Raw genomic sequence first — 26,370 nt, forward strand, 5'->3', positions numbered from 1 at the left:
GCACGCTTTCGAAACATCTCAAGCCGGTGACGCGCACTCTATGAACCCAGCCTCGCTTCTCGCCCTGTTTACCCTCAGCGGACAGCTCACGCATCTCGCTCCGGTCGACATCCTGATCCTCGTTCTCTACTTCGCCGTCGTGATCTTCATCGGCTTTTATGTGAAGGGCTCGACCAACACCAGCGAAGAGTTCTTCCTTGCGGGCCGCGAGATGTCGGCCTGGATTGCAGGCCTCAGCTTCGTCTCGGCGAACCTCGGCTCGCTGGAGCTGATGGGCTGGGCCGGGTCGGCCTACCAGTACGGCATCCTCGCGATGCACTGGTACTGGATCGGCGCGATCCCCGCGATGCTGTTCCTCGGCATTGTGATGATGCCGTTCTATTACATCTCGAAGACTCACTCGGTGCCCGGCTACCTGCAGCTGCGCTTCGGCGAAGCGGCACGCGGGCTTTCGGCCGTCAGCTTTGGCCTGATGACCATCTTGATGTCGGGCGTGAATATGTACGCCATGGCTGTCGTGATGCAGACGGTGCTCGGCTGGAACATGACCTTCTCGATCTGGGTGGGCGCGGCGACGGTCGCGGTCTACGTCATGCTCGGCGGACTGCGTTCGGCCATCATCAACGAGGTGCTGCAGTTCATTCTGATCTGGGCGGGCGCGGCGCTGATCCCGATCCTCGGCCTGATTGAGGCAGGCGGCTGGACAAACCTAAAGGCCAACATTGCCATCAACGTCGGCAACAGCAGCTATACACACCTCTGGTCCACGCTCGGGCATTTTCAGGACAACCCGATGGGCATCAACTGGTTCGGCATCATCTTCGGACTTGGTGCCATTGTCAGCTTCGGTTACTGGACGACCGATTTCCTTGTAGTCCAGCGCGTGCTGTCGGCGAACAACCTGCGTGCAGCGAAGATGGCTCCAGTTATCGGTGCTGCCTTCAAGATGGCGGTGCCGCTGATCGTCATTCTCCCAGGGCTCATCTGCCTCGGCCTGATGCAAGATGGTCATCCGCTGTTCCACCTGGTCCCCGCAGACATTGCGAAGGGCAATCCTGCGCTGCACTCGTACGATCAGGTGTTGCCGCTGATGCTGATTCGCTACTGCGGCCCAGGTCTGCTGGGTCTTGGCATCACGGCGCTGGTGGCGGGCTTCATGTCGGGTATGGCGGGTAACGTCTCGGCGTTCTCGACCGTGTGGACCTACGACATCTACGGTGCCTACATCAAGAAGAACGCTCCGGACAGGCACTACGTTGCGATGGGACGTTGGTCGACAGTAGTTGGTATGCTGGTCTCGATCGCAACTGCCTATCTCGTGATGAACGCGGCGTCCATCATGGACTACGTGCAGGCGCTGTTCAGCTTCTTCATTGCGCCGCTGTTTGGCACGGTCATTCTTGGCATGTTGTGGAAGCGAGCTACGGGCACCGGCGGCTTCCTCGGCCTGCTGGCGGGTACGGTTTCGTCTATCAGCATGTTCATCTACACGAGCACCGGCACCGCTGCGCATAAGGCACAGGCGCTGGCACACATTGCGCTGTCGCCCTACGCGCAGCCGCAGGCGGAGAACATGTTCCGCGCGCTGTGGAGCTGGCTGATCTGTGTGTTTGTCACCGTCATCGTGAGCTATATGACAAAGCCGAAGACCGATGCAGAACTCGATGGGCTCGTCTACGGCGCCACGGTGATTCCGCACGACGGATCAGTTGGACTTTTCCAGAAGCCGGTCTTCTGGGCCTGCGTCGTTGCGGTCGTATTCATCGGATTGAACTTACTCTTCTTCTAAAATCTTCAAACGCTCATGCGCTGGCGTGAGAGGGAGTTTTACCATGGCAGAAGGAACAGGACGCGGAGAGATGCTCTCCATTTGGTTCTTTGTCGGCATCATGACACTCGCGTACGGCGTGGTGCTGCTGCCCTACGGCGCGTGGGAGTGGTTCGCCCACCACGAGGCCAACACCGTGCTCAACCAGCTTCATCCCACGTTTTGGTGGGGAATGCTGCTCACTCTCTTCGGCGGTTTCTATACGCTGCGCTTTCGCCCGCACTCCGGCGATGCAACCAAGCCCTAACCATCACCACAGAAACAGGAGATTCAAATGGCCAGACAAATGACCATGGGAGTAATCGTCGGTAATCGCGGCTTCTTCCCCAGCCACCTTGCCGAGAGCGGTCGCCGCGAGATCATTGCAGCGCTTGAAGCTGCGGGCATCAAGCCGATCGTGCTTACCCCCGAAGAGAGCGCGTACGGCGCGGTTGAGACATACGCCGAGGCGAAGAAGTGCGCCGAGCTCTTCAAGAAGCACGCAAACGAGATCGACGGCATCATCATCACGCTGCCGAACTTCGGCGAAGAGCGCGGTCTGGCCGATGCCATCCGACTCGCGAATTTGAATGTGCCCGTGCTGATCCAGGCAACGCCCGATCACGCCGGCAAGATGGGGATTGCCTTTCGCCGCGACAGCTTCTGCGGCAAGATGTCGATCTGCAATAACCTCAAGCAGTACGGCATTCCGTACACGCTGACCACGCTGCACACCGAGGCGCCGGATTCGGATGAGTTCAAGACCGATCTCGCACAGTTTTCTGCGGTCTGTCGCATCGTGCGAGGGCTGCGCAATGTGCGCTTCGGAGCCATCGGAGCTCGGCCCACGGCGTTCAACACTGTGCGTTATTCCGAGAAGCTACTCGAGCGCAGCGGCATCACTGTCGAGACGCTCGATCTCTCCGAGGTGATGGGCCGCATCGACCGCATGAAGGACAATGACGACGCAGCGCAGGCCAAGCTCGCGGCGATCAAGAAGTACATCCCTGTGGGACAAACGCCAGAAGCGGCGCTGATGAAGATGGCGAAGCTCGGCGCGGTGATCGATGGCTGGATGACGGCGTCAGAGCTGACGGTTTCGGCTGTGCAGTGCTGGACCTCGATTGAAGAGTACCTCGGCATTGTGCCATGCACGGTGATGTCGATGATGAGCGAGCAGCTGATTCCTTCTGCGTGTGAGGTCGATGTGCTTGGGACACTCTCGATGTACGCGCTGACGCTTGCGAGCGAGACGCCGTCGGCGCTGCTGGACTGGAACAACAACTACGGCGACGACCCGAATAAGGCCGTCTGCTTCCACTGCTCGAACCTGCCGAAGCACTTCTTCAACGAAGGCGTGAAGATGGACTACCAATTGATCATCGCGGGCACGGTCGGCAAGGAAAACACGCACGGCACACTCGACGGCACGGTGAAGGCGGGAGCGATGAGTTTTGCGCGCTTCTCAACTGATGACTTTGGCGGCCGCATCACCGGCTATGTCGGCGAAGGGCGCTTTACCAACGACCCGCTGAACACCTTTGGTGGCGCTGGCGTGGTCGAGATTCCCAACATGCAGAAGCTGCTCCGCTACATCTGCGAGAATGGTTTCGAGCACCACGTTGCAGCCAACTTCGCGAACGTGGCTGGCGCTGTCGAAGAGGCCGCGAGCAAGTATCTCGGCTGGTCGATGCATCGCCACGAGTAGAGTAGACAAGCAGGTACGGCGTGTTCGCAGGAGACATCTTGCGAATACGCCGTTTCCTTTTGCGCAGCAAGTAGCGGTCGCGCCTCCACTCCGCGTAGTGAGATGATGGCGAAGGATGACTCTCACCTCCACAGACCGTAATTGGATCGAGCAGCAGTCGCTTGGCGTTGGCTTCGATCTTGCGGGTATTGCTGCTGTGCCGACGGAGGCGAGCGAAGAGCACGCCGCTACCAACGAGCGCTTCTCTGCATGGATTTCCGCTGGTCACGCTGGCGAGATGGAGTATCTCAAGCGTGAGGATGACGCGGGGCAGCTAGTGCGGGGGGATCTCCGCCGCGCGATTCCATGGGCGCGATCTGTCATCACGTGTGCGGTGAACTACAGCTCGAAGACGCCGCTGTCCATCGCGCCAGCCGCGAAGGACACCGGCTGGGTCGCGCGTTATGCGTGGAGTGGTCGTGAGCCGAACGCGAATGGCAACGCAGGCAGCGACTACCACGATGTACTGCTAAAACAGCTGCGCACGCTTGAAGCGCGACTCAAACAGCGCTTCGAGTGTGACACCAACTGCTACGTCGATACTGGCCCTATCCTCGAACGCGGCTATGCCACGCGTGCGGGCATCGGGTGGATTGGCAAGAATACCTGCGTAATCAACCAGCAGCAAGGCTCATGGCTGCTGCTCGGCGTGATTGTGACCTCGCTTGAACTCGAGACTGCATCCGCAAGCTTGCCTGCCGCAGACCGCTGTGGCAGTTGCACCCGTTGCATCGACGCCTGCCCCACGGATGCGTTGATCCCTCCCGGTCTCGACGGTCATCGCCAAATGGACGCCACCCGCTGCATTGCGTACCTGACTATCGAGAAGAAGGGAAGCATTCCCGAAGAACTTCGAGAGCCGATGGGGCGGCAGGTCTTCGGCTGCGATATCTGCCAGGACGTCTGCCCTTGGAACCGCAGGGCGCCGATCAAGACAAGCAGTGCTCTGCCACCGCGGCAGGACCTCATCAATCCGTCACTGGAATGGCTCGCCTCACTTGAAGGCCCAGAGTTTACCCGCGTCTTCCGAGGGTCGCCGGTCGAACGCACGCGGCGCCAAACCTCGCGGCGTAAGTTCTTTCGCCGCAACGTCGCCATTGCCATGGGCAACAGCGGCGAGGCTAAGTTTCTGCCAAAGCTCGATGGCTGGGCCGCTGGCGAGGATCCTACGCTTGCCGAAGCGGCTGCATGGGCGGCTGCGCGCCTTCGCGCCGCCGACAAGTAAACTATCCGTATGTCAGTCGAAGAGAGCCGCCTCTCTCCAAACGATTCTCGCGAAACCGCCGTCGTGGTGACCTCCTCCGTCGAGTCGGGTAAGGAAGCGATATCGCCGAGTCTGGTCGCTTCCCCGGCGCGGCCGGTACCCACCAGCGGCACCTTCGAGCAGGTCAAGGCGCTTGCGCATTACATGGCGCGCACCGAGGTCCACACCTATGCTTTCTCGGTGGCTGCGCAGGTCATTCTTTCGCTGTTCCCGTTTATCGTGCTGCTGCTGACGATTTCGCAGCGTGTGTTCCATTCCACGCGCATGGTTGATGTGGTCGGCCAGATGATGTCGAACTTCCTGCCGAATAATCAGGACTTCGTGATGCGCAACATGCGCGTCCTTGCCTTCGCGCATACGCAGACGCGCATCTTCTCCGTAGTGATGTTGCTAGTGACGACCACGGGTGTTTTCCTTCCGCTGGAGGTCGCACTCAACAGCGTCTGGGGCGTCACTAAGAACCGCTCGTACCTCATGAACCAGATCGTATCGCTCGGACTTGCGCTGGGAGTGGCGTTGCTGGCGATGGCCTCCGTCGCTCTCTCTGCCGCGCAACGCAGCGTGCTGGCGCTGCTGTTCATGGGGCATACGAACAATATCTTCTTCACCTTTATTGGCAACAGCTTCCTGAAGATCTGCGCGGGCATCGCCAGCGTGGGTCTTTTCTTCCTCATCTACTGGGGACTGCCTAATCGGAAGATCCCTGCACGCGCGGTGCTCCCCACGGCGATCGTCATGGGTATCCTGTGGGAGGTCGCGAAGTATCTCTACATCCTCGCGCTGCCGAAGCTCGATTTCCGTTCGGTATACGGGCCGTTCGAGGTGTCTGTAGGGCTCATGATGTGGGCTTTCATCTCCGGCCTGTTGCTGCTCGGAGGTGCCTATGTCTCAGCGACGCGCCAAGCCCTGCGCGAGACGCGCAAGGCTGACCTGGAACGCGAGTCTGAATCCTAATTGTTTGTTCTACCGGCTCGGCAGCTTCGCGTGGAAAGACTTTACGACGATGTCGTTCGGTTGACCGCCGCCCGGCAGCAGCGTGAATAGTGCTGGTCCATTCTGCGCCTGCATGCGTATCACCGACACGTCCGCCGAACCAGAATCTGCCACCAGCAACAGGTGCTCATCGGCAGAGAACGCGAGCGCATCCGGCTTTGATCCCGTGTGAACGCTTGCCTCTGGGCGGCCATCGTCGATGGAGTACAAGGTCGCAGAGTCCGAACCGAAGTCTGTGACCCACACGCTCGAATTGTCCTGGCTGATCACGGCGCGCGACGGCTTGGAGCCGACTACGTAGGTGCCGCTCACGTTGTTGTTCCACGTGTCGATCTCGGAGATGCTGTCGGAATCGAAGTTCGTCGAAAATACTTCGCCGCCGTCGGGCTTCACCGCAAGATGTGTCGGTGTCTTGCCTACGTCCAGCAGGCAGAGCATCTGGTCGTGTTGTAGGGTGGCATCCTGCTTGCCGCGCCACGAGTCTGCTGTCGCCGCCAGCCACACTACCATCACATTGTGCGCGCCGGAGCATGCGACAAAAGCCTTCGAACCCGAGTCGAGGTCCTGCGCCGAGTTCGGAATGACCGAAACATCGGTCGCGCCTTTGCAGCCCGAGAATGCCTCGCGCAGTTCCAGCGGTCGCGCTGAGTCCTCTGCATGAATCGTATAGACCGAGATGCTGCCAGCCACGCGATTGCTCACCACGAGCGTACGGTTGTCCGGGGAGACCCTCACCACGCCCGGTGCCTCGCCCGTTGCGCTGACGCTGATCTCGCGGCGCGTATCCAGATCCAGAACACTGACCGTATTCGAACCCGAGTTTGCCACGTAAGCGCGCTTGCCATCGGGCGCGACATCGATCGAGTAAGGCGTGCGATGGACGCCGATGGTCCGCACGACTTCGTTCTTCTCCGCATCAATCACCGACACGGAATCGCTGCCCATGTTCGCGACGTAGACCTCGTTGCGCACCGGATTCACGGCCATGCCCGTAGGCTGACGACCCACGGGCAATGTGCGGTCGCGGCGCAGATACACCAGGTCTAACACCGTCACGGTGTTATCCGCGCCATCCGAGACGTAAGCGAATTCGTGATAGCTAGCGGGGTACACAGGGAAACGATAGCGGTGACAGCCGCCCAGCAGCGCAGGCAGCAAAAGCGCCGCGCCTGCGAAGGCTCGTGGGCGAGAGACGAAGATAGGAAATGCTTTGGACACGCTTAATGGAGTGTAGGGAGGAACTGTCGCCTATGCAACGTTGTCGTTACTGCTTGGACTTGCGCCACGCGACCATCAGCCATGCCGCGTAGCCAAACTGCAGCACGAACACCGCGACATATGCGTAGACCAGGTGCCGTTGCGAGAGCGTATGGAAGGGAATCATAGTGCCTCCTGCGGTTCGTTGCCCAGAAAGCCGAGCGCGATGGCTGCTGCCTTTTGCTGTCGTCTGCGTTCGATCACATATCGAATGCCAAGCACGAGCCCACCCCACATAGCCCAGGCGAGCATATTCCAAAGAACGGCCGGATACATGCTGGGATCGATGCCCGAATCTGCGCCGCCGCCAAACACCGGCGCTGGATGCTGCGTGCGCCACCAATGGATCGACATGTAGCAGATGGGCACGTCCACCGCAGCAAAGATGCCGAGTACGGCTGAGATGATCGCGGTCTGTCCCGGCGCGGCGAAGCGGCGCAAGAGCACGTAGCTCACGTACAGCAGCCACAGCAGCAGATAGGTGGTCATGCGCGCATCCCACGCCCACCAGATGCCCCACGCTGCACGTCCCCACAGCGAACCGGTGGCCAGGCCAATGCTCGCGTACAGTACGGTGATCTCAGCCGAGGCCAGCGCGAACGCATCTGCGGCCTGTGCCCGCTCGATGTTGCGGCTACGCCAGTAGAGGTAGAGCAGCGACGCGATGCAGTTCAGGTAGGGCGGAATAAAGCTAAGGATCGCGTGCGGCAGGTGGTAGAAGAAGACTCGATACAGGTTGCCCATCGTCGCTTCGGTCGGCGCGGTCATCGCCTTATCAAAGCCAATCGCCATCACCGCCAGCGTCGCTGCGATATAGAGGTAAGCCCATACGGGCAGGGACCCGTTCGGCCGGGCATTCGTACTGGAAGCGTTCATCACGATACCTCGATTTTATCGCTTTAGGTGCGACACCTGCGTCGCAAAAGTCCGCTAATCGGCGTTCAGAATTGTTTCGAAGAGCAGAACGCATATGGTTGTAAACACAACCACATACGCCACCAAAACCTTAAGCCATAGCGTGGGTTCGAAGTCGCCGGTGAGCACCGCCGTCGTCGCTTGGATCATGGCCAGCAGCGAAGGCATCGTAATGGGCAGTAATACCAGCGGCAGCAGTGTCTCGCGATTGCGCGTGCGCAGGCTCAGTGCGGCAAAGAACGTGCCGTTCACTACGAGCGACCATGTGCCCAACGGCAGAATCAGCAGGAGCTTCCAGCTATCGCCCAGCGGGTGCAGGTTGTAAAAGATAATGAACACTGGGGCGAGCACCAGCTCCACCACCATCACTGATAGAAAGTTCGCAATCGCCTTGCCGACGAAAAGTGCCGACGCCGGGGAAGGTGAGAGTCGATGCGCGTCGAGCACATGGTTGTTCAGCTCGCGCGCCCAGCTCTGGTTGAGCGCCGTCATCGAAGCAAACAGTACGGCCACGCACATCAGACCACCGCTGATCTGCCGGGCAATCGTCGGGAACGACGTTGGGTCGAAGGCCAGCGCGAACACCACCACTACGAGCAGGGAAAAGAACAGCATCCCGTTGATGGAGTCCTTGGTGCGTAACTCCAGCCGCAGATCCTTGCGCAGATGCCCCCACACGATGCTCGCGTAGCTCATGCGGTCACCGATTTGGTGATGTCTGCGAGTGTCGCTTCGCCCGCAGAAGAGACTGCGCGGAGATAGTCGGCCGGCGACATGAGCAGCTGCAATCCACGTTGTCCTGCTGAGATCGAGATCACATCGAATAGCTCGATCGTCTCGTCCGCGAAAGCAGGGAAGGGCTTTTTTGCAGCGAGCACCGTCACGCCACCGCGAATGTACCCGGTCAGCGGCTCAACGTCTTTCAGCGATGCCATCTCGACTTTGCGTGCTCCAGCGGCTGCGGCGAGCTTCTTCAGGTCAAGCTCTGCATCGCCCGGCACCACGCCAAATACATGTTCGTTGTCAGAGGTCTTCGTCAGTAGCGTCTTGAAGACCTGTTCCGATGGCAGTCCAATCTTGCGAGCCACGCTAATAGCCGTCAGATCGTCGGGGTCGACCTCGTACGCTCGCAGTTCGTAGGTGATGCCGAGTCCATCCAGCAGTCGCGCCGCGTTCGTCTTGCTTACCTTCGCGTGGCTCATGCCGTTACCTCTGTGCCCGCAACGACGGCATCGTCGCCTTCGATCAAAGATATCTGCCCACCACTTAACGTCACGGTTGTTTTTGCCAGCGGCCGCGCCAGTTCGTGCTGGTGCGTCGTCAGCAGCAGCGTCCGAGCCAAGCCGTCTTCTCCCGGCTCTGACAAGTATGCAATCAATCGCTCGACCATCCCGCGCGCCGAACCGATATCGAGGTTCGAGAACGGCTCGTCCAGCAGCAGCAGTTGGGGCTTCGCCATCAGCACACGAGCGAGTGAGGCGCGCTGCCGCATTCCTTGCGAAAACTCGCTCACGTGGCGCGTCAGTGCAGGGTCAAGCCCAACCTCGCGCATCGCGCTGGCAGCTATATGCTCAAGTTCGCTGCGGCTCTCGCCCAGGCCATTCATCTGCGCGAAGTAGGTAAGGTTCTCCATAGCCGTCAGCTCGTCGTACAGCATCGTTGCATGGCCCATGGTTCCGATGGCGCCACGCTGGCTCTGTGGCCGTTCTCCAAATACGGTCACCCCACCATAGGTGGGTGATGCCAGCCCGGACACCAGCTTCAGCACCGTCGATTTGCCTGCGCCGTTTTCGCCCAGCAACACCACGCTGCTGCCTGCGGGCAAGGTGAGCGAAACATTGCGCAGCGCCACGAAGCTTCCATATAGCTTCGACACACGGTGCAGCCGCACAGCTATCGCCGCATCGGTACCAGCCACCTCTTCGCGCATCTCAGAAACCGTCATCATTCCAAGGACTCTTCCGCAAGTATAGTTCGCGGCCATCCTTCGCGACCCTTTGCGTCACCTCTGCGCCCTCCGCGTTCTGCCTCTGTGTGGCGATGTGCCGGAGGAACGAGCGTAGACGCATCTCGATACCGCTCTCTCTTGCACCCCACCATCAACGGTGCTAGTGTTAATCCATTCCTCTCGCTTCGGCGGGTCGGATTTCATGCAGAGTGGTTGAGGGACGAGCCCTGTGACGCCACGACAACCGGACAAAACACAGTACCGGTGTCAACTCTCTCCTGGAAGTCGCAGGGTACATGAGATTCAGTGGAAGCAGAGCCGTATCTATCCAGGCTAGGCCTCATCCGCGTGACTCTCCGTATCCTGAGACCCCCAGACAACTAGAGAGTGGCTCTCACAGAGCAGGACCCCGCAACCATCGGAGTTGATCGATGGCGTCTTCCGTTTCTGAGAACTTGTCCCAAACCGTGTATGAGCTGCGCTGTAACGAGTGCGGCAAGAGCTTTGGCAACCGCCCCCTTTCGGCGTGCGAGGATTGCCTGGCTCCCCTCGAAGTCCACTACGACCTCGAGTCCGTCCGTGGCCGCTTTACCCGTGAATCCATCGCCGCAGGCCCGGCAAACATCTGGCGTTACAAGGAACTGCTGCCCATTCCGGCCGGCTATCAGCCCGATCTTCCCGTAGGCTTCACGCCGCTCATACGCGCGAAGAACCTCGGCAAGCGCATCGGTGCAAACAATCTCTTCATCAAGAATGACTCCGTGTGCTTCCCCACGCTTTCCTTCAAGGACCGCGTCGTCTCGGTCGCCCTTGCCAACGCGCAGGCCTTCGGATTTGCGACGGTCGGCTGCTCCTCGACTGGCAACCTCGCGAACTCAGTTGCCGCGCAGGCCGCTCGCCTCGGCCTCAAGGCCACGATCCTCGTGCCCGCCGATCTTGAAGCCGCGAAGATCCTCAACACGCAGGTCTACGGCGCGCGCCTCGTGCGCATCGACGGCAACTACGACCACGTCAACCGCCTTTGCACGCAGATCGCCGATGAGTACAACTGGGGCTTCGTCAACGTAAACCTCCGCCCCTACTACGCGGAAGGCTCGAAGACCGTGGGCTATGAGATCGCTGAACAGCTTGGCTGGAAGCTCCCCGACAACATCGTCTGCCCCATGGCCGGCGGCTCGCTGATTCGCAAGATCCGCAAGGCCTTCAAGGAGCTCATCGCGCTCGGCCTCGTCGAGCCAAAAGAAGTGCGCTTCTTCGGAGCGCAGGCTACCGGTTGCTCGCCGATCTCGCAGGCTGTAAAAAATGGCTGGGACTACATTGAGCCGCAGAAGCCCAACACCATCGCCCGCTCGCTCGCTATCGGCAATCCCGCTGATGGCCCGGCTGCAGCCAAGATGATTCAGGAAACAGGCGGCTGGGCTGAGGATGTGTCCGACATCGAAATCGTCTCCGGCATCCAGGAGCTTGCCGAGACCGAAGGCATCTTCACCGAGACTGCTGGCGGCGTCACCACCTCCGTCACTGCGCGGCTCTACGCACACGGCCGCATCTCGCCCGATGAGCTCACCGTAACGGTCATCACCGGCAACGGCCTCAAGACCACGGATGCTCTCGAAGGTCGCTTTATCGCTGAGCCAGCCGTGAAGCCCAAGCTCGCCGCGTTCGACGAATACCTCCGCTCGCTCGACGGCACCCCTGAAATCGCTGCTGAAGAAGAGCTCGCCACGGTTTAGATAGGGCATGGCTTTAGCCATACCCTTGGAATCACCTGAAAGACGGAGGGGCTTTAGCCCCGGAACAAGCAGGAGCAAGACCTTGAGCGTAAAAGTAGTCATCCCCACCGCACTCGCCCGCCACACCGACGGACAGAAGACCTTCCACTCCGAAGCAGCCAATCTCACTGCGCTGCTCACGGAGTTCGACGCAAAGTTCCCCGCACTCTCTGAGAACGTGAAGGATGAGCATGGCAAGTTGCGCAAGTTCATCAACGTCTACGTCAACGATGAAGACATCCGCTTCCTCGGCGGCGACACACACGCCTTTGAAGATGGTGACGAAGTCATGCTGATCCCCTCTATCGCAGGCGGGTCGCGCTAGATCTAGTGCTGCTGAGGTAGCTGCGCGTGCGCGACCCGCGCAGCTACCTGGGCAGGATCGAACACAGGCGAGGAACAAGAGGTCGCCGTACACAGAAACATCGCCGCTCGCGGTAGCTGCGGATACTGCACACTCGTCGGCAGCGGATGCGGATCGCTCGGATCGCGCCACTCGATCACCTCGTGCTGCGTGAATGCTCGCAGCGCAGCTGTATGCAGGCCCATCGCGGCGGCATCGTTCTTCCCGCCGAGAATCGTGACATGCAGCGGTGCCGTCTGCAGATCGTCGTGCGCCAGCAGCGTACCCGCCGATAGCCACTGCTTCGCCACGCTGGGAGCAGCGAGATAGCGCATCGCCTCTTCCGCGAGCTTGCGATCCCCATCATTGCCGTTCGCCGCACTCAGCAGAGACGCAAACTGCACCAGCGCCACATTCTCTTCGCGATCGGCGTGGGGCTTGAACGCCGTATCGGTCGCCGTCGCTGACGTGATGAATCCTGTCCCGGCAGCCAGCGGCTTGAAGTGTCCCGCGATAAAGCTTGCCGCTCCTTGCGCTCGATCCAGGTCGCGCCGGTCGCCATCGACCAGGTACAGTGTGAGGAACGCCTGCCCCATGGATAGCGTGTCAGCGAGATACGGCCCGGCGGGGTCACGATCGTCATGCCGATAGCCTCCGCCCGGAAGGCTGCGATGCATCACGATCCAGTCCGCGGCTCTGCGCGCATCCTTCAACGCAGACGCATCGCCGCTGACTGCATACATTTCAGCTAGCGCCTGAATCGTCCACCCGTTCTCGCGTGCATACACGTGCTTGTCTACGCGCGGCACGCCCTGTGCCATGCGGCCAGCATCATTCAGCGCGAAGTAGGGAGCATTCTCCGTGCCATCGTCATGCAGGTCGGCATCCTGCGATACAAACACCGCGCCTGTCGCCTCATCGGTTAGAAACCTGCGCACGTATTTATGTACAGCCTGCGCCGTCGCCAGCAGGGAAGCATCGTGCGTCTGCCCATAGGCCAGCGCATACGCTCGCAGGTAGGAGTCTTGAATAAAGATCAGCTTCTCAAAATGAGGCTCATTCCAGACCCCATCGACCGAGTATTGATACGCCCCACCCCATGCAGGATCAATGAGCGCCTGCCCCTGCTTTAGGCTCAGCGCCATGCGCTGTTTGTACGTCGCATCACCAGCCGCCGCGAACCTCAGCCCCAGCAGGTAGCTATCCACATCGAGGTACTTATGCCCGAAGGCCCACCCAGCTTCTTGCTTGTCGTACTGCGCTTCGAAGTTCTTCTTCACCACAGCCAGTAGAGCAGGGGAGATCGTAGCATCCGCCGCTGTCTGCAGCCGCGTCTCTCTCTCGATGCTCGGCCCCGGCGATGGGTCCTTGATGATCGCCCGCAGCATCGAAGCCATCTGCTTCGGCTCAATGTATCCCTGCCGCTTCACAATCTCGCTGCCATCCGCAGCAAAGACCACCGTTGCTGGCCAGCCGTAGTCCTGGTAGCGATTGGAGATGTCCGGTCGCGCATCCTGATCTACGCGGATCAACAGGTACTTGTCATTCAACAGCTTGATTACCGCAGGGTTGCTGTAGGTTTCGGCATCCATCACGTGGCACCAGTGGCACCACACGGCTTCAAGATCGAGTAGCACAAACTTGTGCTGCTGCTTTGCCTGCGTAAAGACATCCTGCGACCATGGCTGCCATTTCAACGCCTCGTTCACAGCCGTTTTCTGCGCGAGACACGCAGGGCCCGCAACCGCCAGCGTTATCCACAACCCGAGTCTCTTGAGGTGTCTCATCATAAGGAGTACGAGCCCCTGAGCCTCTCTGGATGTCAGATACGGAAAGCCGCAATCCGTTGCGCTGCCTCGGCCAGTTCTGCGTCCTTCTTCGCGAAGCAGAACCGCAGAAGATCTTCGCCCCGATTCACGCCGCTGGCATCACTCCCAAAGAACGCGGATCCCGCCACGGCAGCTACGCCCGTCTCCTTCAACAAGCGTCTCGCTCGCTCGCGTCCATCCTTACCTGGAATATTCTTCGTATCAGCCAGCACGTAGTACGCGCCAGTCGGAACCGAGGGCGTCAGCCCAGCCGTCCGCAGGGCCCCGCACAACACGTCACGCTTCTTCTGATGATCCGCCGCCACGCTCGTATAGAAGTCCCCCGGTAGCGCGAGCAGCCCCGTCGTCACGCCATGCTGCAGCGGAGCGGGCGCACACACGTACACCAGGTCATGGAAGTAGCTGATCGCTGGCATCCAGCGCTCGCTCGCTGCTAGATACCCGAGCCGCCATCCCGTCACCGAAAACGTCTTCGAAAATCCAGAGATGGTGATCGTCCGTTCCGCCATCCCCGGCAGCCGCGCTATGCTGAAATGCTCCACGCCGTCGTAGACGAAGTATTCGTACATCTCGTCGGTAATCACAAACAGATCATGCTCGATCGCAAACGCCGCAAGTGCTTCCAGTTCATTCTGCGAGAACACCTTACCCGATGGATTCGACGGTGAGTTCAGAATGATCGCCCGTGTCCGCGGCGTAATCGCAGTTCGCAGTCTGTCCGCGTCGAAGGCCCACTCCGGCGCCTCCAGCGGCACAATTACCGGCGTAATTCGCATCGACCGCAGCGTGCTCAGGTGATAGCCGTAGAACGGCTCGAACACGATGCACTCATCCCCTGCGTTCAGCAGCGCCATGCAGGTCGCCTGCATCGCCCCCGTCGCTCCGCTGGTCACCAGCACCTGTGTATCGGGATCTACCTCGAGCTGATTAAAGCGCGCAAACTTCTGCGCAATCGCCTCTCGCAGCGATTCAATCCCATCCGCCCGGGTGTAGATGTTGTGCCCCGCATGGATCGCCTCAATCGCCGCCTCAACAACTGGATGCGGGGTGTCCGTATCGCAGACTCCCTGCGCAAGGTTGATGCCGTTGACCGCGGCACACGCGACGCTCATGGCGCGGATTTCCGACTGCACCTGATTGGGCGCAAGGTCACTCACACGAAGATTACTGGCAATAGCTGTCGTCATAGTCATAAATCAAGGTGCCTATAGCAGAAAACGTCTGTCTGCGCTGTGTCCCATAGTGTATGCGAACAGCCTCAACTCTTGATATTCCAACCTGGGCGCGACATATTTTGAGATCCATACAACGCAGGCAGCCCCGAAGGTCTCTCATGTGATGGTTTACGTATTTCCAATTTTTCGCACAGGTGATCGTTATGTGGCTTTTGCTCGCGTTGATTCTGCTTCTCGTTTGGGGCGGTTCTTTCTTTGCCTTTCACGTCACAGGCTTCCTCATTCACATCCTGATCGTCTTCGCGGTGATCTCGCTGATCATGAATTTCGTCAGCGGCCGCAGAGCTTGATCAGGTCCAATCGACAAAAGGCCGAGCCATTGCTGGCTCGGCCTCGTCGTTTTAATACCCATGTGTCCTTACTGATGGGCTACGTTCGTCGCAGCTGGCTGCGCCACTGGGGGAATCGTCGCGGAAGCTAGAACCTCAGGCGTCTCCTCCGCCAGCTTGGGCAGCTTCCGGACCAGCGCAATCTCCAGCACCTCATCCATCTGCTCCACCCAGTTCAGCTTCATCTCGTTCTTGATCAGGTCGGGAAGATCGGCAAGATCCTTCTTGTTGTCCGCTGGCAGAATCGCCTCGCGGATTCCGGCGCGATGAGCCGCCAGCAGCTTTTCCTTCAAGCCCCCGATCGGTAGCACCTTGCCGCGTAGCGTGATCTCACCCGTCATCGCGATATCGCGACGAACCTCGATGCGCGTCAAAGCACTCGCCAGCGCCGTCGCCATCGTGATGCCAGCAGAAGGTCCGTCCTTCGGGATCGCTCCCTCCGGCACATGGATATGGATGTCGATGTTGCGGTAGAAGTCCTTGGGAAGTCCCAGGTGCTGCGACCGCGAACGAATCCAAGTCAGCGCCGCCTGCGCGCTCTCCTGCATCACATCACCCAGCTGCCCGGTCGGCGTCATCTTGCCCTTGCCGTCCAGCACCTGCACTTCGGTCTGCAGGATCGATCCGCCCATCTCCGTCCAGGCCAGCCCGGTGACGAGGCCGATCTCGCTCTTCTCCTGCACCTGGCTGTCGCGATACCGTGCCACACCCAGAAGTCCTTCAAGCGATTCACTGGTGACGGCTTCAACGTACTTGCCGTCTTTCACCACCTTGCGCGCGATCTTGCGGCAGAGGTTCCCGATCTCGCGCTCGAGGTTACGAACGCCAGCCTCACGCGTGTAGTAGCGGATCACGTCGCGCAGCGCATCGTCGGTAAAGCTGATCTGCTCGCCGTTCAGGCCTGTGCCTTCCAGCTGCTTCTTCACCAGATACTGCTTCGCTATCTCGAGCTTCTCGACTTCGGTATAGCCGGTCAGGCGCAGAATCTCCATGCGGTCCTGCAGGGGGCCGGGGATCGTGTGCAGCACGTTCGCTGTCGCCACAAACAACACCTGACTCAGGTCGTACTCCACATCGAGATAGTGGTCCTGGAAACTGTTATTTTGCTCCGGGTCCAGCACCTCCAACAGCGCGCTCGCAGGGTCGCCACGGAAGTCCGAGGCCATCTTGTCGATCTCGTCCAGCATGATCACCGGATTCTTCGTGCCGGCCTTCTTCATGCTTTGGATAATCTGGCCAGGCAGTGCTCCGATGTATGTACGGCGATGTCCGCGAATCTCAGCCTCGTCACGCACGCCGCCCAGCGACATGCGCACAAACTTGCGGCCCGTCGCCTTCGCGATGCTCATGCCCAGCGAGGTCTTACCAACGCCCGGAGGTCCGACAAAGCAGAGAATCGAACCCTTGGGATTCTTCACGAGCTGGCGCACCGCGAGAAATTCGAGGATGCGGTCCTTGATCTTCTCCAGCCCGTAGTGGTCTTCGTTCAACACCGTTTCGGCGTTCTCGATCGAACGAATCTCCTTCGACTTCTTCTTCCACGGCACGGCCAGCAGCCAGTCGAGGTAGTTGCGGCTCACTGTCGATTCGGCCGACATCGGGGGCATCGCTTCGAGCTTCTTCAGCTCCTGCAAAGCCTTCTCCTTCACCTCGGCCGTCATCCCGGCCTCTTCAATCTTCTTTTTCAGATCGTCGAACTCGCTGCGCTCACCGCGACCAAGCTCCTTCTGGATCGCCTTGATCTTCTCGTTGAGGTAGTACTCCTTCTGCGCGCGCTCCATCTGCCGCTTCACGCGGCTCTGGATGCTGCGGTCCATGTTCAGCTTCTCAATGGCAATGTCCAGCGTGTCCGCAATCCGCGATAGGCGAATCTCGGGATCGAACACTTCGAGTATCTGCTGCTTCTCTTCGATCGACAGTGGCAGGTTGGCGGCGATCACATCGGCCAGCTTCGCCGGGTCATCCGTACGCAAGGCCGCTGCACTCTCCTGATTCAGGCTCTGCTGAAGCTTGCCGTACTGCTCAAATAACTGGTGCACGCGCGCGACCAGCTGGTCGGTCTGTGGCGTCGATACGAGCTCCACCTGCGACACCCGCACCGTAGCGACAAAGAAGCCATCGTCGTCGTTAATGTCGGTCGCACTTGCGCGCTCCACACCTTCCACCAGCACCTTGATGTTGCCGTCGGGCATACGCACAGACTGCACAATGTTGCCGATCACACCGACCGTGTAGATGTCGTCCCCCGTCGGCTCGTCGACAGACGCATCGTGCTGAGCTGCGAGGAAGATCTTGCGGTCGCCGTTCAGCGCCTCTTCCAGCGCGCGGACGCTCGATTCTCGACCCACCACAAACGGGGCCATCATGTGCGGAAAGATCACCATCTCGCGGATGGGCATCATCGGGAGCTTGCGCTGGGCGCCAGTCAGTAGATCGCGTTCGTCGTTGGTCATTATGTCTCCCAAGATTAGACGCGCGTTACAGCTCTACGATGCGCGGTCATGGCTTGAACGAAATTGTACCCGTCGCAGGGCAGGGAAACGCGCCGCAGACTGCACTGTTTTGCGCGCAACGAAAAACGGGTGACCATTTCAGGCCACCCGCTTTACTCTCACTGCTTTGCGCTAACGTTTGTCTTAGCCGGCCTTTTCGAGAACCACCGGAATCGTGATCTCGCGGTTCTTCACCATCTCTTCGGTGATCACCAGTTCCTTCACCTTCTTCGTGTTCCCAGGGATGGTGTACATCAAATCCAGCATCAGCTCTTCCAGAATCATGCGCAGGCCGCGAGCGCCAACCTTGCGCAGCAGAGCCTCACGAGCAATCTCACGAGCCGCGTCATCGGTCCACGTAACCTTAACACCCTCATATTCGAACAGCCGGGCGTACTGCTTCAGCAGCGCATTCTTAGGTCGCGTTAGAATGTCGATCAGCGCAGCCTCATCCAGCTCATCGAGGATACCCAGCACCGGAAGACGTCCCACGAACTCCGGGATCAGACCGTACTTCAGCAGGTCCTGAGGTTCAGCCTTGCGCAGCAGTTCGGTATCGCGCTGGGCACGGATCGGGGTAACGGTCTCGCCCTCCTGCACCTCGCCGATGGCCTTGAAGCCCATCGCCTTCTTGCCGACGCGACGTCCAATTACCTTTTCGAGTCCCACAAACGCTCCGCCACAGATGAACAGAATGTTCGTCGTGTCGACGATCGTGAACTCCTGGTGCGGGTGCTTGCGTCCACCCTGCGGCGGAACATTCGCAATCGTGCCTTCCAGCAGCTTCAGCAGCGCCTGCTGTACGCCTTCACCGCTCACATCGCGGGTAATCGACGGGTTCTCGTCCTTGCGGCCGATCTTGTCGATCTCGTCGATGTAGATAATTCCCGATTGGGCACGTGTCACGTCGCCATCCGCAGCCTGCAGCAGCTTCAGGATGATGTTTTCCACATCTTCGCCTACGTAGCCGGCCTCAGTCAGCGTCGTCGCATCCACAATCGCAAACGGCACATCGAGCATCTTAGCCAGCGTCTGCGCCAACAATGTCTTGCCCGAACCGGTCGGCCCAACGAGCAGGATGTTCGACTTCGCCATCTCCACGTCGTTACCGCGTGTGCGGTTCATCTGGATCCGCTTGTAGTGGTTGTACACCGCCACCGCGAGCTTCTTCTTGGTCTGGTCCTGCCCAATGACGTACTCATCGAGAAACGTCTTTACCTCAGCAGGCTTCGGCAGATGCGCGGGAGCTGCTCCTGGCTGCGAGTCTCCCTTGTCATCTTCAAGGATCGAATTACAGACGGCAACGCACTCGTCGCAGATATACGCGCGTGGGTAATCTGAGGGTGACGAGATCAGCTTCGCGACCGCATCTTGAGACTTGTGGCAGAACGAGCAGCGGAGAGATTCTTCCGGGCCCCTGGAGGTCTTCATAGACAATTGAACTCCTTTGTGGCCGCTGCCGCATAAACGGAGTCATACGGCAGAAACAAGACAAGTTTACACCCGCAGTCAACCCTTACGGATGTACGAAAGTAATGCGGCACAGATCAAGGCAGTACCGTATCGCGGGTGATACCTGGCTCGAAAATGGCAGCAAAAAGCCCTGCACCGATCCGCCAGAGCGGTCGATGCAGGGCCCGTGGGTTACTAAACGCGCGGCCGATCGATAATGTCGTCGATAATGCCGTACTCCTTGGCCTGCGGAGCGGTCATGATGAAATCGCGTTCCACATCGCGCTCTATGCGCTCGAGCGGCTGGCCGGTGCTTTGGCTCATCAACTTGTTGGTCAGCTCACGAATACGCAGAATCTCGCGCGCGTGAATGTCGATGTCCGTCGCCTGTCCGCCAAGGCCGCCCATCGACGGCTGGTGGATCAGGATGCGCGAGTTCGGCAGCGTGAACCGCTTGCCCTTCTTGCCCGCCATCAGCAGGAACGCGCCCATCGACGCCGCCTGTCCGATGCAGAACGTCACCACATCGTTCTTGATGTAGTTCATCGTGTCGTAGATCGCAAGTCCGGCGCTGATCGATCCGCCCGGCGAGTTGATGTACAGCTGGATGTCCTTCTCTGGGTCTTCGCCAGAGAGAAAGAGCATCTGCGCGATGATCAGGTTCGCGACGTTATCGTCGATCGGCGTTCCCAGGAAGATGATGTTGTCGCGCAGCAGACGGCTGTAGATGTCGTACGACCGCTCGCCACGGCTCGTCTGCTCCAGCACCATCGGTATCAGTCCCATTGGCTCTCTCTTTCTTGCAACGCTGTTGCCGTTGTCTTTCTTGTTGTCATTCCCGCAGGGAATCTGCTTTGCACCTGCTTGAAGGGGCACGGCTTCAGCCGTGCCATATATGCCTGCCACAAGAATACGGCTTAAGCCGCTGAGGGCAATTTCTCCGCGGTGGATAAATTGCCCTCAGGTCTTCAGTTTTCGTGTCGTACCTAGCCAGCCAGCTTCTCGTACAGCGCCGCGCCGGTCTTCTCGCGCAGCAGCTGCTCACGAATCCGCGGCAGCGAGCCCTCATCCTTTAGCCGCTTGTACAGCTGCTCCATCGGCTCGCGGGCCTGCAGCGAAATCATCAGCAGCTCCTGCTCGAACTCCTCGTCCGACAGCTCGATGTTCTCGGCCTTCGCCACCTTGTCCAGAATCATCGAGATCTTCACCTCGTTGACGGCCTGATCGCGCTGCGCCTCGCGCAGACGTCCGAAGTCCAACTGACGCATCGCATCCGAGCTCATGCCCTGCTGTGCCAGCGCACGCAGACCGCGCTCCAGGCGAGCATCCACCTGCTGCTGCACAAACGTCTCGGGAACCGGGAAGCTGTACTTCGCCACCAGCTCGTCGAGCATCTTGTCGCGGGCCTGCGACTTGATCGCGTCGGCCTTGCGGCTCTGGGCGCGCTCACGCAGCTTCGTTTCGAAGTCGTTCCAGTCGCTGTACGGTCCAAGCTGCTTGGCAAACTCCTCGTCGCGCTCCGGGAAGCTCTTCGACTTGATCGCCTTCACTGTCACGTCGTAGGCCACGGTCTTGCCAGCCAGGCGGTCATCGCCGAACTCAGCGGGGTAGGTCGCCTCGAAGCTCAGCTCCTGGCCAACCTTCGCTCCGCGCAGAGCTTCCGTGAACGCCTGCAGCGTGTTCTTGCCGCCGACCTGGATCATGACATCCTCGCCGGTGATCTCGTTTTCGGGCTTCGGTGCCTGCTCTTCGCCGACAACCGATGCCAGCTCCTGGAGCTGGCCCTTGAAGCCGATCTCTGCCCAGTCGCCATCGACCAGCGGGCGGTCCTCTTCTACCGTCTCCACTGTCGCGTGGTGGTCGAGCACATTGTTCAACTCGGCTTCAAAATCCTCATCGGTCAGCGCGGTATCCGGCTTCTCGACCGAAATTGTGTCATAGCCCGGAACCTCGAACGTTGGCAGCACTTCGAACGTCGCCGTAAACTTCAGTGGCAGACCCTCTGCCAGTTGCAGCTCGCTCAGCTGGGGCTCGCTCACCGGCTGCACGTTCTGCTCCTGCAGGGCCTTGCGGAACTTCTCGCTCACCAGCGACTCGAGAACCTCCTGGCGAAGCTCGCGCGCAAAGCGGCTCTTGATCAACGTCGGGGGAACCTTGCCAGCGCGGAAACCCGGAATGCGGGCCATCTTCGTATAGCGCTTGGTCACCTGCTGGAAGGCCTTGGCGACCTCTTCCTCGGGAGCCTCGACGCTGATGGTCTTCGTCAGCTCAGGGTTCAGCACTGGTCCATGGTGATGGTGCTCGTGGTCATGCCCGGCGTGGTCGTGATCGTGACCGGCATGGTCATGGTCCTGCGTGTGCTCGGTCGTCGTTGCCAAAGTCTCTTCGTTAACTGTCTCGGTGGGGGTCAATGTGATGCCTTCCAAAGGTCGTGGGCGACTAGGAATTTGCGCCGATCCCTGTCCGCTGAGGCTCTCCTCTTCAGAAGAAGCCAGCCAGGGTCTGCACTGCGCCAACAATAAGGATACGAGGCCATGAGGCATGGGTCAAACGGAGCCCGATGGTGACTAAATGCAGATTCCTCCGCTTCGCTGCAGAATGACAAACTCTAATCTTGTCATTCCGTAGCGAAGCGGAGGAATCTGCATCTTTCGCAGGATGCTTACCTACCGACCACCCTTGATATAAACCCAGCCAGCTTCCTGCTTCTCCACCACCTCAACGATCCCGGCAGGCACCGGAACCATATCAGGCAGCAGGTCCTTCAACTCCAGCTTGTGAGCCCGCATCGCGTTCTGGCAGGCCATGAACTTCACGCCCATCTCCTGCAGCTTCTTGATGTCCTCGGCCACGGCGGAATCGCCCTTGATCATGTTGATCCCCGGCCCAAATGCCACGATCTCCACCTCGGTCGCGTCCGGCTTCACGCCATTGATCAGGTTGCGCGCGTTCCCCAGCGTCAGGTTCCAGTCAGCCACATCCCCGGAGGTCACGCCAAACACCACCTTGTGCGTCTTGCCGGTGCTCTGTGCCTTCAACGAGGGCACCAGGCCGACCACCAACATCATGCAAACCGCGAGCAGCAAACTCCGTCTCTTCATCGTCGTTCTCCTTGGAAACCTTCGGCTGGAATCCCACTAGCCTACATCACGCGACCACACCGCACTCTGGGTGCCCTATGTCCGGATTCTCGGACGTGGATTCGCAGGATGCACCCTCATCCACCGAACCTAGAACTTCGCATACGCCTCATTGAACTTCGGTCGCTGCTGCGCCTTGATAAACGCTGCCACATCCGTAGCCTCCTGCGCGCTCAGCGTTCCCTTGCGCGTCTCCGGCATATTGGCATGAACAAACGCCGCCAGCTTCGGAACCGTATCCATCCCCGCGCCGTCATTGAACGAGTCCGCTCCCCACAGTGGAGGATACGGTCTGCTTGCGCCTTCGCCATTCGCTCCATGGCACCCCGCGCATTGCACGGCATAGATCTCCGCTCCATGCTCCGGATCGGGCGTCAGCACGGGCAGCAACCACAGTCCGCGTCCCGAAAACTTTGCCTCGTCCACATGCGGTTCGGACAGCCAGCGAATATATGCCAGCAACCCCTTCATCTCCGCGCTATCAGCCGGCAGCGGCGTCCCATCCTCGCTCCGCGTCATGCACTCTTCTATGCGATCCTGCAGCGTCACCTTCCGCCCGGCCCGCTTGCTGAACTGCGGATACGCCTGTTCCGATCCCACCACTGGTGCCGCATACGGGGCAGTTCCGCCGCCCAGGTGGCAACTCCCGCAGGCAATCCGCGACTTCGTGTAGGCCGCGCCGTACACCGGTGTCTCATTGAACAGCCGTCGCCCATACTCAACATCCGCACGCTGCCCGTCGTCGAGATCACCCAGTCTGCCCATCCGCCACGCTCGCCCCTTCACCGCGTCCGGTCGCGTCCACGGCAGCGTCTGGTTGCGCAACAGCAGCCCGAGCCCGATCGCTCCCATGTAGATCAGCAGGATCAGCGCAGCAACCGTGATGGGCAAAGCTCGTTTCATTGTCGAAGCAGGGAAGTCTTACCAATTGTAGCGATCTCCGCCCGGATTCACGCGCAGATCCGGTCAGACCGCTCTCAGCACTTGTCATCCATTGCAGCCCGGTGCTATAAGTTGCCGCCAGCAAATTGTTCGAACTTCGAGCAGCCCGATTGCGGCTACCTCCCACGGAGACCCCACCATGGCACCCGAACCAACCAATCGTCGCGAGTTCCTGAAGACCTCCACCGCCGCGCTCGCTGCCACCGCCATCTCTGCCAGCACGCTCTGGACCGCCCGCAGCTACGCCGCCATCCCCGGCGCCAACGATCGCGTCCGCACCGCCGTCGTCGGCTGCGGCGACCGCATGAAGCAGTCCCTCATTCCCGCCTTCGCCGAGCACGCCAAAGCCCAGAACTTCGAGTTCGTCGCCGTCTGCGACATCTGGAACAAGCGCCGCGAAGAAGGCAAGGACTACATCAAGAAGGTCGCGGGCTTTGACGTAGAACCTGTCGAAAACACCGACAAGCTCTACGCACGCAAAGACATCGACGCCGTCGTCATTGCTACTGCCGACTTCCAGCACGCCCGCTGCGGCATCGAAGCCGTCAACGCCGGTCGCGATGCCTACGTTGAAAAGCCGACCGCGCACTTTATGGAAGACGCCCGCAACTTCCGCGCCGCCGTACACAAGACCGGCAAGATCGTGCAGGTGGGCACCCAGCGCCGCTCCACGCCCAGCTACATGAAGGCAGCCGAGTACATCAAGTCCGGCGCGTTCGGCGATATCGTCATGGTCGAGATGTGCTGGAACGTCAACCAGCCCGGCCGCTGGCGTCGCCCCGACGTCGTGCCGCTCCTCAAAGAACAGGATACCGACTGGCACCGTTACTGCATGGGCGTCATCAAGGACAAGTTCGATGCCCGCAAGTACCTAGAGTTCCGCCTCTTCTGGCCCTACTCCTCCGGTATCCCCGACCAGTGGCTCGTCCACCAGATCGACACCGTCCACTGGTTCACTGGCCTGCCACACCCGCGCTCGGTCGTCGCCAACGGCGGCATCTACCACTGGAAGGACGGACGCACCAACTGGGACACGATGACCGCTGTCTTCGACTACGGCCCGCTCGACGATCTCACCAAGGGGTTCCAGGTGCAGTACACCTCGCGCTTCACCAACTCGGCGAACGGCGTCAAGGAGCTCTACTACTCCAACGGCGGCATGATCGACATGGACAAGCAGACCGTCACTGACACAGGTGGCCTCTCCGCCAAGGAAGCCGCCGCCATGGGCATGAAGGAGAACAAACTCAAGAGCATGTCGCTCGGCGAAGCTGCTGCCACCTCCAACGATGCCAACACCGGCAAGGACCCGCAGACCGGCGCCAACATGTTGAACTGGATGGAGTGCGTCCGCAGCCGCAAAACGCCCAACGCCAGCATCGAAGCAGGCTACAGCCACTCCATCGCGCTGTGCATGAACGTGGCTGCCATCCAGACTGGCCAGAAGGTCACCTTCGACGATAAAACGCAGCAGGTGATGGTCGGAGGCAAGGTCTATGCCTGATCTCGCCACGTCCCTCAGCAGTTGTCATCCTGAGCGCAGCGAAGGACCTGCTTCTGAAACTACCCCGCATTTGTCCTCTCGACCGAACCCCGAGCAAGCGAAGCGCCACGAAGCGGCAGGGGAGAGACCCCTGTCTTCGCCTGCTCGTACTCTGAACGAAGCTTCCTTCACGCCCAACCCTGAGCGCAGCCGACGCGAACTGGAACGCGCTGCGCTCTGGCTTTTCGCCGCAGCCACTCTCCTCGTCCTGACTGCGACCATCGCCACAGCTCAGTCCGTCAAGCTCACCGAAGACAAATCTCACCGCCGCGTCGACATCACCGTCGATGGCAAACCTTTCACCAGCTACCTCTGGCCCGATCTCTCCGATCCCAAGGCGCTGAAGAAGCCCGTTCTCTACCCGCTTATCGACTCCGACGGCGTCACCGTCACCCGCGGCTATCCGCTGCAGCCGCGGCCCAACGAGCGCGTCGATCATCCTCACCACGCTGGCCTCTGGTTCAACTACGGCAACGCCAACGGCTTCGACTTCTGGAATAACTCCGACGCCATCCCCGCCGCCAACGTAGAGAAGATGGGCACCGTCATCCCTGACGAGATCGTCTCGGCCAAATCCGGCAAGAAGGGCGACCTTATCGCCACCTCGCACTGGACGACCGGCAAGGGCACCCGCATCCTCGACGAAACAGCGCACTACGTCTTCTCGGCAAATAAGGGTGTCCGTACTATCGACCTTCTCATCACGCTGAAGGCGCTTGAAGATGTCACCTTCAACGACGACAAGGAAGGCCTGCTCGGCATGCGCGTCGCTAGCTGGCTCGAGTCGCCGGAAGAAAAGTCCGGCACCTTCATGGACGCCAACGGCGTTCCCACCAACACCAAGGCCGCCAGCCCCGACGCCACCGGCGTCTACCTCACCAGCGAAGGCATCGAAGGGCCCAAGGTCTGGGCTACCCGAGGCCGTTGGTGCATCCTCTCCGGCCACAATCCCGCGAACCACACCGACACCATCGCCGTCATCGACAACCCAAAGAATCCCGGCTACCCCACCTATTGGCACGCCCGTGGCTACGGCCTCTTTGCAGCCAATCCGCTGGGCCGCAGCATCTTCGACCCCAAGCAGCAGCCCTTCAAACTCTCGATCGCGAAAGGGAACTCCATCACCTTCCGCTACCGCATTGAGATCTTCGACCACACCGTAGACGCCGCCACCATGAACCATGAAGCCGACGCCTTCGCCGCCGAATACAAGTAGCGAAATCTTTCCGCTGTGTGCCCCATCTTCGCCGACAGTTTTATCGTCGGTTAAGGTGGGTATCACGCGTTAAGACGCGCGACCGTTTCAGCCTCTCCGCACCTTTCGGTGGAAATATCTCCTCAATCCCCGCCTCGCTCTGCTAC

23 protein-coding genes and 1 riboswitch are annotated in these 26,370 nt (G+C 59.9%); of the genes, 10 read left to right on the forward strand and 13 right to left on the reverse strand.

Annotated elements, in window-relative coordinates:
- Positions 1–40: 40 nt before the first annotated feature.
- From OHL14_RS10145 to OHL14_RS10165, 5 genes are all read left to right on the forward strand, one after another.
- On the forward strand, positions 41–1,789 hold the full coding sequence (locus OHL14_RS10145; RefSeq protein ID WP_263379228.1) for a sodium:solute symporter family protein: 1,749 nt from the start codon (positions 41–43) through the stop codon (positions 1,787–1,789).
- 43 nt (positions 1,790–1,832) lie between these two features.
- Positions 1,833–2,075: a hypothetical protein gene (locus OHL14_RS10150; RefSeq protein ID WP_263379229.1), complete on the forward strand. Its 243-nt coding sequence runs from the start codon at positions 1,833–1,835 to the stop codon at positions 2,073–2,075.
- 27 nt (positions 2,076–2,102) lie between these two features.
- A complete protein-coding gene (locus OHL14_RS10155) occupies positions 2,103–3,515 on the forward strand; it encodes an L-fucose/L-arabinose isomerase family protein (RefSeq protein WP_263379230.1) in 1,413 nt (470 codons plus the stop codon).
- A 115-nt stretch (positions 3,516–3,630) separates the two neighbouring features.
- On the forward strand, positions 3,631–4,779 hold the full coding sequence (queG, locus tag OHL14_RS10160; RefSeq protein WP_263379231.1) for a tRNA epoxyqueuosine(34) reductase QueG: 1,149 nt from the start codon (positions 3,631–3,633) through the stop codon (positions 4,777–4,779).
- Positions 4,780–4,788: 9 nt separating this feature from the next.
- The gene (locus OHL14_RS10165) at positions 4,789–5,772 is read left to right on the forward strand and encodes a YihY/virulence factor BrkB family protein (protein ID WP_263379232.1); all 984 of its coding nucleotides are present in this window, start codon (positions 4,789–4,791) and stop codon (positions 5,770–5,772) included.
- A gap of 9 nt (positions 5,773–5,781) precedes the next feature.
- Here OHL14_RS10165 and OHL14_RS10170 read toward each other — a convergent pair whose 3' ends face one another.
- The 5 genes from OHL14_RS10170 to OHL14_RS10190 form a co-directional block, all read right to left on the reverse strand.
- Positions 5,782–7,029 (reverse strand): beta-propeller fold lactonase family protein, encoded by a 1,248-nt coding sequence (locus OHL14_RS10170; protein WP_263379233.1) that lies wholly within the window; start codon positions 7,027–7,029, stop codon positions 5,782–5,784.
- Positions 7,030–7,191: 162 nt separating this feature from the next.
- Positions 7,192–7,944, reverse strand: a complete 753-nt coding sequence (locus tag OHL14_RS10175) for a cytochrome c biogenesis protein (protein WP_263379234.1) — start codon at positions 7,942–7,944, stop codon at positions 7,192–7,194.
- 54 nt (positions 7,945–7,998) lie between these two features.
- A complete protein-coding gene (locus OHL14_RS10180; protein WP_263379235.1) occupies positions 7,999–8,679 on the reverse strand; it encodes a heme exporter protein CcmB in 681 nt (226 codons plus the stop codon).
- Positions 8,676–9,185, reverse strand: coding sequence for a Cys-tRNA(Pro) deacylase (ybaK, locus tag OHL14_RS10185; RefSeq protein WP_263379236.1), 510 nt, complete (start codon positions 9,183–9,185; stop codon positions 8,676–8,678). Before ybaK ends, OHL14_RS10180 begins: the two co-directional genes overlap by 4 nt.
- Positions 9,182–9,931, reverse strand: coding sequence for an ABC transporter ATP-binding protein (locus OHL14_RS10190; protein ID WP_263379237.1), 750 nt, complete (start codon positions 9,929–9,931; stop codon positions 9,182–9,184). The genes ybaK and OHL14_RS10190 overlap by 4 nt, the downstream gene beginning before the upstream one ends.
- Before the next feature lie 197 nt (positions 9,932–10,128).
- Positions 10,129–10,234, forward strand: a riboswitch (SAM riboswitch).
- A 128-nt stretch (positions 10,235–10,362) separates the two neighbouring features.
- Here OHL14_RS10190 and thrC point away from each other — a divergent pair.
- Both thrC and OHL14_RS10200 read left to right on the forward strand, forming a co-directional pair.
- Entirely contained in the window at positions 10,363–11,664 is a 1,302-nt protein-coding gene (gene thrC, locus OHL14_RS10195; RefSeq protein ID WP_263379238.1) for a threonine synthase, read from the forward strand.
- Positions 11,665–11,746: 82 nt separating this feature from the next.
- Positions 11,747–12,028, forward strand: a complete 282-nt coding sequence (locus OHL14_RS10200) for a MoaD/ThiS family protein (protein WP_263379239.1) — start codon at positions 11,747–11,749, stop codon at positions 12,026–12,028.
- Positions 12,029–12,030: 2 nt separating this feature from the next.
- Here OHL14_RS10200 and OHL14_RS10205 read toward each other — a convergent pair whose 3' ends face one another.
- Together OHL14_RS10205 and OHL14_RS10210 are read right to left on the reverse strand one after the other, a co-directional pair.
- Complete coding sequence (locus OHL14_RS10205) at positions 12,031–13,836, reverse strand: DUF255 domain-containing protein (RefSeq protein ID WP_263379240.1); 1,806 nt, start codon at positions 13,834–13,836, stop codon at positions 12,031–12,033.
- A 32-nt stretch (positions 13,837–13,868) separates the two neighbouring features.
- A complete protein-coding gene (locus tag OHL14_RS10210; protein ID WP_317890410.1) occupies positions 13,869–15,068 on the reverse strand; it encodes a pyridoxal phosphate-dependent aminotransferase in 1,200 nt (399 codons plus the stop codon).
- 185 nt (positions 15,069–15,253) lie between these two features.
- Here OHL14_RS10210 and OHL14_RS10215 point away from each other — a divergent pair, with 185 nt between their 5' ends.
- Positions 15,254–15,400 (forward strand): lmo0937 family membrane protein, encoded by a 147-nt coding sequence (locus tag OHL14_RS10215; protein ID WP_263379241.1) that lies wholly within the window; start codon positions 15,254–15,256, stop codon positions 15,398–15,400.
- Positions 15,401–15,468: 68 nt separating this feature from the next.
- On the opposite strand, the gene lon is transcribed toward OHL14_RS10215, so the two are convergent.
- The 6 genes from lon to OHL14_RS10245 all read right to left on the reverse strand — a co-directional run bounded on the left by lon (position 15,469) and on the right by OHL14_RS10245 (position 23,426).
- Positions 15,469–17,892: an endopeptidase La gene (gene lon / locus OHL14_RS10220; RefSeq protein ID WP_263379242.1), complete on the reverse strand. Its 2,424-nt coding sequence runs from the start codon at positions 17,890–17,892 to the stop codon at positions 15,469–15,471.
- A 183-nt stretch (positions 17,893–18,075) separates the two neighbouring features.
- Complete coding sequence (gene clpX, locus OHL14_RS10225) at positions 18,076–19,362, reverse strand: ATP-dependent Clp protease ATP-binding subunit ClpX (RefSeq protein WP_263379243.1); 1,287 nt, start codon at positions 19,360–19,362, stop codon at positions 18,076–18,078.
- A gap of 216 nt (positions 19,363–19,578) precedes the next feature.
- Positions 19,579–20,169, reverse strand: coding sequence for an ATP-dependent Clp endopeptidase proteolytic subunit ClpP (gene clpP, locus OHL14_RS10230; protein WP_263379244.1), 591 nt, complete (start codon positions 20,167–20,169; stop codon positions 19,579–19,581).
- Between the two features lie 200 nt (positions 20,170–20,369).
- Positions 20,370–21,761, reverse strand: a complete 1,392-nt coding sequence (tig, locus tag OHL14_RS10235; protein WP_263379245.1) for a trigger factor — start codon at positions 21,759–21,761, stop codon at positions 20,370–20,372.
- Positions 21,762–22,049: 288 nt separating this feature from the next.
- A complete protein-coding gene (locus OHL14_RS10240; protein WP_263379246.1) occupies positions 22,050–22,484 on the reverse strand; it encodes a DsrE family protein in 435 nt (144 codons plus the stop codon).
- A gap of 129 nt (positions 22,485–22,613) precedes the next feature.
- Entirely contained in the window at positions 22,614–23,426 is an 813-nt protein-coding gene (locus OHL14_RS10245; RefSeq protein WP_263379247.1) for a c-type cytochrome, read from the reverse strand.
- Between the two features lie 178 nt (positions 23,427–23,604).
- On the opposite strand from OHL14_RS10245, the gene OHL14_RS10250 reads away from it, so the two are divergent.
- Together OHL14_RS10250 and OHL14_RS10255 are read left to right on the forward strand one after the other, a co-directional pair.
- Positions 23,605–24,969 (forward strand): Gfo/Idh/MocA family protein, encoded by a 1,365-nt coding sequence (locus OHL14_RS10250; RefSeq protein WP_263379248.1) that lies wholly within the window; start codon positions 23,605–23,607, stop codon positions 24,967–24,969.
- Complete coding sequence (locus OHL14_RS10255) at positions 24,962–26,224, forward strand: DUF6807 domain-containing protein (RefSeq protein WP_263379249.1); 1,263 nt, start codon at positions 24,962–24,964, stop codon at positions 26,222–26,224. The genes OHL14_RS10250 and OHL14_RS10255 overlap by 8 nt, the downstream gene beginning before the upstream one ends.
- The last annotated feature ends 146 nt before the right edge of the window (positions 26,225–26,370 follow it).

The organism is Granulicella paludicola, assembly GCF_025685545.1.
GTDB classification, from domain to species: domain Bacteria; phylum Acidobacteriota; class Terriglobia; order Terriglobales; family Acidobacteriaceae; genus Granulicella; species Granulicella paludicola.